This window comes from Stenotrophomonas sp. INTA L402-1 (genome assembly GCF_059295135.1).
This window is the reverse complement of record NZ_JCAFWP010000042.1, coordinates 26,209-34,015: the sequence shown is the minus strand read 5'-3', so window position 1 is coordinate 34,015 and position 7,807 is coordinate 26,209. Positions and strand designations below refer to the sequence as shown.

The window sequence follows — 7,807 nt, the reverse complement described above, 5'->3', positions numbered from 1 at the left end:
AGATGTGTATAAGAGACAGGAACAGGTACCCTATGCCGCCATCAGATAGCCAACGTGACATGACCGACGCCATCGTCGCTCCGCAGTGGGCCTCCCGCCTGCGCGACATCGCCGACTTCCCCAAGCCCGGCATCCTCTTCAAGGACATCATGCCGCTGCTCGCCCATAGCGAGGACTTCCGCGGTGCCATCACCGCGATGGCCGACCGCTGGCGCGACCAGAAGCTGGACGCGGTGATCGGTATCGAATCGCGTGGGTTCATCCTCGGTGCCGCGATGGCGCTGGAACTGGGCGTCGGCTTCGTGCCGGTGCGCAAGCCGGGCAAGCTGCCGGGCCAGGTGCTGCGCGAGGAGTACACGCTGGAATACCGCAGCGACTGCATCGAAGTGCACGCCGATGCGCTGCCGGCCGGTGCCCGCGTGGCGATCATCGACGACGTGCTGGCCACTGGCGGCACGCTGGTTGCGGCGCTGTCGCTGGTGCGCCGCCTGGGCGTTGACGTGGTCGGTGCCGGCGTATTGGTCGAGCTCGACGGCCTTGGCGGCCGCGCACGCTGGGAAGCGGATCTGCCGCTGTACACCGAACTGGTGTTCTGATTAGAGGGTAGGTGCCAACCAAGGTTGGCATCTACCAGAGCGAATGGCCGGGAGCCGGTAGTTGCCAACCTTGGTTGGCAGCGCTGTTGCCGTTCGCTGTTCCCACAGAGTCGAGCATGGCTCGACTCTACAGGTCACCCGGTTACATCATCCGCACGCGGAAACGTCGGCCCTTGATCTTGCCGGCTTCCAGCTTGGCCACGGCCTTGTTGGCCTGCTCACGCGCGATCGCCACATAGGAGCGGGTCGGGAAGATCGCGATCTTGCCGATGAACTTGCTCGACAGGCCGGCGTCGCCGGTCAGTGCACCGAGGATATCGCCCGGGCGCAGCTTGTCGGTCTTGCCGCCGTCGATCCGCAGCGTGCGCATCGCGGCCTGCGGCAGCTCGGCCGGGCGCGAAGTCGCCAGCGGCGTCTTCTGCCAGTCCAGCGGCTGACCCATCTGCGCTTCGATGGCTTCGGCACGGGTCTTCTCGCGGCCGGCAACCAGGCTGATCGCCAGGCCGCTGGCACCGGCACGGCCGGTACGGCCCACGCGGTGCTGGTAGCTCTCCACGTCGGTCGGCAGCTCGTAGTTGATCACCGCCGCCAGCTCTTCCACGTCCAGACCGCGTGCGGCCACATCGCTGGCCACCAGTACGTTGCAGCTGCGGTTGGCCAGCAGCAACAACACTTCCTCGCGGTCGCGCTGCTCCATGTCGCCGTGCAGGGCCAGTGCAGAGAAGCCGAACTGCTGCAGCGAGTTGGCCACTTCGTCCACGTCCTTGCGGGTGTTGCAGAACACCACGGCCGATTCCGGCGTGTACTTAAGCAGCAGGCCAGCCAGCGCCTTCTGCCGGTGCGCCGGTTCCACCTCGCAGAACATGTGGCGGATGGCCGGTGCCTGGTCGGCGCCTTCCACGGTCACTTCCACTGCCTCGCGCAGCAGGTCACGCGCCATGGCGCGGATGCTGTCCGGGAAGGTGGCGGAGAACAGCAGGCTCTGACGGTCCTTGTGGGTGCGGCCGGCGATCTCGCGAATCGGCTCCTCGAAGCCCATGTCGAGCATGCGGTCGGCCTCGTCCAGCACCAGCGTGCGCACCGCGCCAAGATTCAGCGCGCGCTTGCGTGCCAGCTCCTGCACGCGGCCGGGCGTGCCGACCACCACGTGCGGGTCATGGCCTTCCAGCGAGGCCAGCTGCGGACCCAGCGGCACACCGCCGACCAGCAGCAGCAGCTTCAGGTTGGGGATGCCGGTGGCCAGCTTGCGGATCTGCTTGCCGACCTGGTCGGCCAGTTCGCGCGTCGGGCACAGCACCAGCGCCTGTACGCGGATAACGCTGGGGTCGATTGCCTGCAGCAGGCCGAGGCCGAAGGCGGCGGTCTTGCCGCTGCCAGTCGGCGCCTGTGCGATCACATCGCGGCCATCGAGGATGGCGGGCAGGCTCTGCGCCTGCACGGGGGTGAGGGTGGTGTAGCCGAGGGCATCCAGGCCGGGCTGCAGGGCCGGGCTCAGCGGCAGGGTCGAGAAGTCAGTCATGGCGCATTGTACCCGTCCGCGCGGCCGCTCCCGCCTAATGGGGTGGGGTCGGATCCCTTTCCGCAGGAAAGGGCTCTGCCCCCCAATTGGAGCCGCCATCCACGCATGGCGTGGATCTACTGGTGGGTGCCGACCTTGGTCGGCACGCTCCCGCTCAGCCCAGCACCGCCAGCACACCCTGGTGGATCGCCAGCCCGCCGAACAGCAGCCACGCAAACAGGATCAGCGCCAGCAGCAGCGGCTTCAGTCCCGCCTGGCGCAGCGCCGAAACGTGGGTGGTCAGGCCCAGCGCGGCCATCGCCATCGCCAGCAGCACGGTATCCAGCTGCACCAGCCCCGCCTGAAGGCCGGCCGGCAGCAGATGCAGCGAGTTGAACCCGGCCACCGCCACGAAACCAAAAGCGAACCACGGCACCACGATGCGCGCCTTGCTGCCATCGGCGCTGGCCTTGCCGCCACGCGCCAGCCACAGCGACAGCGCCACCAGGAACGGTGCCAGCAGCATCACCCGCACCATCTTGGTGATCACTGCGGTATCGGCCGCCGCTTCGTTGACCGCGCGGCCAGCCGCCACCACCTGTGCCACTTCATGCACCGTCGCACCGGTGAACAGGCCGTACTGCTGCGCGTCCATCGCCAGCCAGCCGTGCGACTGCACCAGCGCATACAGTGCGGGATACAGGAACATCGCCAGCGTGCCGAACACCACCACCGTCGACACCGCCACCGTGACCTGCGCCGCACGGCCGCGCACCACCGGTTCGGCGGCCATCACCGCCGCCGCGCCGCAGATCGCGCTGCCGGCACCGATCAGCATCGCCGCCTCGCGTTCCATCTTGAACACGCGCATGCCCAGCCAGCAGGCCAGGCCGAAGGTGCTGGCGACCACCAGCACGTCCATCAGCACGCCGGTGACGCCGACATGGCCGATGTCCTGGAAGGTCAGGCGCAGGCCATACAGCACGATGCCGGCGCGCAGCAGCCAGTGCTTGGAGAAGCCCACGCCGGCCGCGCTGCTCGGCGCCAGCCGCGGGTAGAGGGTGTTGCCGACCACGATGCCGGTGACGATGGCCACGGTCAGCGCGCTCAGACCGTGCGCCTGCAGCCAGGGCAGCTCGGCCAGGTATAGCGACGCCGCCGCGATCAGGCCCACCAGCAGCAGGCCGGGCAGGCGCGGCTGCCAGCGTTGACGCAGGGCGGGCAGGGACCAGGAGGAGAGAGCGGGGGCGTTCATGGCAGGGGCAGGTCTGGAGGGATGGGGCAAGCGTGCGCCTGCTTGATCGACCTGTAAAACGAATAATATGGGTGAAACCTACCTATCAAGCGGGTAACAGCCATGCGCCTCACCTTGCGCCAGCTTCAGGTCTTCGTCGCCATCGCCGATCACGGCAGCACCACCGCCGCCGGCCAGGCCATCGCCCTTTCACAGTCGGCCAGCAGTGCCGCGCTGCAGGAACTGGAGGCGCACTTCGGTACCCCGCTGTTCGACCGCATCGGCCGCCGCCTGGCCCTGAATGGACATGGCCGCGCGCTGCTGGAGCCGGCGCGCACCCTGCTGGTCAACGCCGCCGATCTGGAGCGGCAGCTGGCCGCCGGCGGCGACCCGTCGCAGGGCGCACCGCTGCGGTTGGTGCTGGCCGCCAGCACCACCATCGGCAATTACCTGCTGCCCCCACGCATCGCCGATCTGCTGCGCCAGGCGCCACAGGCCGAGGTCGACCTGCGCATCGACAACAGTGCCGGCGTGGTTGCTGCCGTGCAGCGCCTGGATGTGGACGCCGGCCTGATCGAAGGCCCGTGCCACGAGCGCGGCCTGCAGGTCACCGCCTGGCAGCAGGACCCGCTGGTGATCGTCGCTGCCACCGATGCCCCCGCGCGCTGGTCGCTGGACGAACTGCGCCGCGCGCGCTGGCTGCTGCGCGAACCCGGCTCTGGCACCCGCGAAGCGGTGGAGCAGGCCTTGTTGCCGCACCTGCGCGGCTTCGCCCAGACCCTGCAGCTGGGCAATACCGAAGCGATCAAGCAGGCTGCCATCGCCGGGCTCGGTCTGGCCTGTCTCTCGCGTCATGCGCTGGAAGAGCCGCTGGCCCTCGGCCGCCTGCGCGTGCTTGAGACCCCGTTGCCCCCCCTGCAGCGCACCCTGTGGCTTGTACGCCATCCTGGCAAGCAATGGCTGCCCGGGTTGCAGGCGTTGTTGGGGGAAGTGCAGTAGCCGAGATCCGTCTTCCACAGCGCGAACTCCACGAAAGGGTCAGAGCCCGTTGCGCAGCAACGGGATCCGACTCCGTGCCGACCAACGGTCGGCACCCACCAACGGTCGGCACCCACCAACAGCAGCGGGAAACTGTCGAAGGCGGGGTGGGTCCGGTTGCGGGGGCGTGAGCGCCATGGGCCCGAGGCATGCCTCGGGCGGGTTGGGCAGGACGCCCAACCCCGGTCTTGCCGTGTGCGCAGGACAGCGCACACGAGCAAGCGCGACCGAGCTTACATGGACGTACTTGCAGCGTCCCCCGCAACCGGACCCACCCCGCCATCCCACAGGAAACCAGCTTTTGACGTTGCTTTGGCTGCGGCCGTTGCCTCTGCGGGTGCCGGGTGCAGCCCGGCCGACGCCCCCAACCGGTACAATGGCCGGATGCCTCTGATTACCCTACAGAACGTCGACTTCAGCGTCGGCGGCCCGTTGTTGCTGGAAAAGGCCGAACTGTCGATCGAGCCGGGCGAACGCATCGCCCTGATCGGCCGCAACGGCGCCGGCAAATCCACCCTGCTCAAGCTGCTGTCCGGCGACCACAAGCCCGATGACGGCGAAGTCCGCGTGCAGCAGGGCGTGCGTGTCACCCGCCTGGAGCAGGAAGTGCCGCACGGCGCTGCTGGCTCGGTGTTCGACGTCGTCGCCGACGGCCTCGGCGAACTGGGCCAGTGGCTGGCCGAGTTCCACCACCTCAGCCATGCCGAAGTATTCGATGGCGAAGCCCTTGGCAACGTACAGGCCAAGATCGACGCCGCCAACGGCTGGGGCCTGGACCAGCGTGTCAGCGAAACCCTGACCAAGCTCGACCTGGATGGCGAGGCCGAGTTCGGCCGCCTGTCCGGCGGCATGAAGCGCCGCGTGCTGCTGGCCCGCGCGCTGGTGTCCAGCCCCGACGTGCTGCTGTTGGACGAACCGACCAACCACCTGGACATCGAAGCCATCGACTGGCTGGAAGCGTTCCTGAAGGGCTGGAGCGGCAGCGTGGTGTTCGTCACCCATGACCGTCGTTTCCTGCGTGCGCTGGCCACCCGCATCGTCGAGATCGACCGCGGCCAGGTCACCAGCTGGCCGGGCGACTGGGCCAACTACGAGCGCCGTCGCGAGGAACGCCTCAATGCGCAGGCGCAGGAAAACGCCCGCTTCGACAAGCTGCTGGCGCAGGAAGAAGTCTGGATCCGCCAGGGCATCAAGGCGCGCCGTACCCGCGATGAAGGCCGCGTACGTCGCCTGAAGGCGATGCGTACCGAACGCTCGCAGCGCCGCGACCTCAGCGGCAACGTCAAGATGGAAGCCGCGCAGGGCGTCAGCTCCGGCAAGAAGGTCATCGACGTCAAGGACATTTCGTTCGCCTTCGGCGAGCGCACCATGGTCCGCGATTTCACCACCACCATCCTGCGTGGCGACCGCATCGGCCTGATCGGTCCCAACGGCAGCGGCAAGACCACGCTGCTGAAGCTGCTGCTGGGCGAACTGCAGCCGGCCAAGGGCGAGGTCAACGCGGGCACCAATCTGCAGATCGCGTATTTCGACCAGTACCGCGCGGTGCTGCGCGAAGACTGGAGCGCGATCGAGAACGTGGCCGAAGGCCGCGATTTCCTCGAGTTCAACGGTAAGCGCAAGCATGTGCATGCCTATCTGCAGGACTTCATGTTTACCCCGGAACGTGCGCGTGCGCCGATCACCCGCCTGTCCGGTGGCGAGCGCAACCGCCTGCTGCTGGCCAAGCTGTTCGCGCAGCCGTCCAACCTGCTGGTAATGGACGAACCGACCAACGACCTCGACGTGGAAACCCTGGAGCTGCTGGAAGAGCTGCTGGGCGAGTACACCGGCACGCTGCTGCTGGTCAGCCATGACCGTGACTTCATTGACAACGTGGTGACCTCCACGCTGGTGATGGAAGGCGACGGCGTGATCGGTGAGTACGTGGGTGGCTACAGCGACTGGCAGCGGTACGCCAGCAGCATTGCCGCCGCGCCGGCGGTGGTGGCTGCCGCCAAGCCAGCCGCAGCTGCACCTGCTGCAGCGGCCGCTACGCCGGCCGCGCCCAAGCGCAAGCTGGCCTACAAGGAAGCACGCGAGCTGGAGCAGCTGCCGAAGACCATCGAGAAGCTGGAAGGCGACGTCGAAGGGCTGACCTCGGCGATGAACGACCCGTCGTTTTACACCCGCAGCAGCGCTGAAGTGGCGGCGCACACCCAGCAGCTGGCCAAGGTGCAGGCCGAGCTGGATGCGGCGTACGCGCGCTGGGAAGAGCTGGAAGGCTGAGCGTCTGCCACGGCCGTCTCGCCCGGCGGGCGGCTGTGGCTTTTGATCTGATTCCGCCTTGAAGCGAGCCGAGCACCGCAGGTCCGGCGAGGGCGAAGAGGCGCGGGTGTCTGAGCGTAGCGAGTTCCCGCGCCGTCCCTCGGTGGGCCGAGGAGCGCAGGGTGCCGGTGCGCAGCATCGGCTCGCGGACGGCGGAGCGTTTCTTTTGGTTACTTTTCTTTGCGCGCAAAGAAAAGTAACGCCCATGAACGCCTCAGATTGCAGCAGTCATGATCCGCGCAGCGTGGTCATTTAACCCCGTGCAGATCCCGCAGCTGGCTCGGCCGGCTGCCGAAGTACGCGGCCAGATCGGCGATGTCCTGATCACTCAGGTCCTTCGCCTGCGGCGTCATCAGCGCATGCTGGCGGTCACCGGCACGGTAGGCCTGCAGCGCATGCGCCAGGTAATCACCGTACTGCCCACCCAGCTTCGGGTAGGTCGCATCGATCGGCGCGTTGCCGTCGGCGCCGTGGCAGTCGATGCAGCTCTGGTTGGTGGCCTTGCTCTTCACCTTGGCGCGGGCTTCACCGGCGGCCTCGCGGCCTGGTGGCAGGCCGGCAGAGGATGAAGAACCGTGTTCGCCGCTGGCATGGCCCGGGTCGGCGGCGGATTTCTCGCTGTTTTCCACCTGCGACTGTGAACAGGCGGCCAGCAGCAGGGCAACGGACAGGGCGATGGCGTGACGCATCGGATGCGCGGCTTTCGACATGGGCGGGCCTTACTTGACGGTGGACAGGTAAACAGAGAGATCGGCGATCTCCTGTTCGCTGAAACTCATCGACTGCGCCTGCATCGTCGGATGCCTGCGCTTGCCCTGGCGGTACTCGGTCAGGGCCTGGGCCAGGTACTGCTGGGTCTGGCCGCCGATCTTCGGCACCCGGTAACTGGGGTAGGCGTTCTTGTAGCCGGTGATGCCATGGCACCCCTGGCAGGTGTAGGCCAGGACACGGCCATTGTCGAAGTTGCCGGTGGGAGCGGTGGCCTGCGGCGCGGCGGCGGGCGCCGGAGCCGGGGCGGGTGTGGCAGGAGCAGGAGCGGGCTGTGCGGCGGCCCCAAGGGGCAGGAGGACGGCCAGAGCGAGACAAGCGGCGAGCGGCTGCGGGCGCATGGTGTCGTTTCCGGGGATTCGGGTC

Annotated in this window: 7 protein-coding genes; 3 read left to right on the top strand and 4 right to left on the bottom strand. The window is 67.8% G+C overall.

Annotation, left to right across the window (positions count from 1 at the left end):
• The first annotated feature begins 59 nt into the window (after window positions 1-59).
• Window positions 60-596 carry an adenine phosphoribosyltransferase gene (locus AC5O77_RS18880; protein WP_071228978.1) on the top strand — a complete coding sequence of 179 codons (537 nt, stop codon included), beginning with the start codon at window positions 60-62 and terminating at the stop codon, window positions 594-596.
• Between the two features lie 142 nt (window positions 597-738).
• Here the strand turns inward: AC5O77_RS18880 and dbpA are convergent, their stop codons facing one another.
• Together dbpA and AC5O77_RS18870 are read right to left on the bottom strand one after the other, a co-directional pair.
• Window positions 739-2,115 (bottom strand): ATP-dependent RNA helicase DbpA, encoded by a 1,377-nt coding sequence (gene dbpA, locus AC5O77_RS18875; RefSeq protein ID WP_478057135.1) that lies wholly within the window; start codon window positions 2,113-2,115, stop codon window positions 739-741.
• A 154-nt stretch (window positions 2,116-2,269) separates the two neighbouring features.
• Window positions 2,270-3,349: a YeiH family protein gene (locus AC5O77_RS18870; RefSeq protein ID WP_478057136.1), complete on the bottom strand. Its 1,080-nt coding sequence runs from the start codon at window positions 3,347-3,349 to the stop codon at window positions 2,270-2,272.
• Window positions 3,350-3,451: 102 nt separating this feature from the next.
• Between AC5O77_RS18870 and AC5O77_RS18865 the strand changes: the two genes are divergently transcribed.
• Together AC5O77_RS18865 and AC5O77_RS18860 are read left to right on the top strand one after the other, a co-directional pair.
• Window positions 3,452-4,327: a LysR family transcriptional regulator gene (locus tag AC5O77_RS18865; protein WP_478057137.1), complete on the top strand. Its 876-nt coding sequence runs from the start codon at window positions 3,452-3,454 to the stop codon at window positions 4,325-4,327.
• A 423-nt stretch (window positions 4,328-4,750) separates the two neighbouring features.
• Entirely contained in the window at window positions 4,751-6,634 is a 1,884-nt protein-coding gene (locus AC5O77_RS18860; RefSeq protein ID WP_180836829.1) for an ATP-binding cassette domain-containing protein, read from the top strand.
• 287 nt (window positions 6,635-6,921) lie between these two features.
• Here AC5O77_RS18860 and AC5O77_RS18855 read toward each other — a convergent pair whose 3' ends face one another.
• On the bottom strand, window positions 6,922-7,383 hold the full coding sequence (locus AC5O77_RS18855; protein WP_006361215.1) for a c-type cytochrome: 462 nt from the start codon (window positions 7,381-7,383) through the stop codon (window positions 6,922-6,924).
• 9 nt (window positions 7,384-7,392) lie between these two features.
• The gene (locus tag AC5O77_RS18850) at window positions 7,393-7,782 is read right to left on the bottom strand and encodes a c-type cytochrome (RefSeq protein ID WP_012510782.1); all 390 of its coding nucleotides are present in this window, start codon (window positions 7,780-7,782) and stop codon (window positions 7,393-7,395) included.
• Between the last annotated feature and the right edge of the window lie 25 nt (window positions 7,783-7,807).

What these genes read in the sequence shown, in the direction of transcription:
- AC5O77_RS18880 (WP_071228978.1), top strand. Translation starts at nt 60, where the DNA reads ATGACCGACGCCATCGTCGCTCCGCAGTGGGCCTCCCGCCTGCGCGAC.
- dbpA (WP_478057135.1), bottom strand. Translation starts at nt 2,115, where the DNA reads ATGACTGACTTCTCGACCCTGCCGCTGAGCCCGGCCCTGCAGCCCGGC.
- AC5O77_RS18870 (WP_478057136.1), bottom strand. Translation starts at nt 3,349, where the DNA reads ATGAACGCCCCCGCTCTCTCCTCCTGGTCCCTGCCCGCCCTGCGTCAA.
- AC5O77_RS18865 (WP_478057137.1), top strand. Translation starts at nt 3,452, where the DNA reads ATGCGCCTCACCTTGCGCCAGCTTCAGGTCTTCGTCGCCATCGCCGAT.
- AC5O77_RS18860 (WP_180836829.1), top strand. Translation starts at nt 4,751, where the DNA reads ATGCCTCTGATTACCCTACAGAACGTCGACTTCAGCGTCGGCGGCCCG.
- AC5O77_RS18855 (WP_006361215.1), bottom strand. Translation starts at nt 7,383, where the DNA reads ATGTCGAAAGCCGCGCATCCGATGCGTCACGCCATCGCCCTGTCCGTT.
- AC5O77_RS18850 (WP_012510782.1), bottom strand. Translation starts at nt 7,782, where the DNA reads ATGCGCCCGCAGCCGCTCGCCGCTTGTCTCGCTCTGGCCGTCCTCCTG.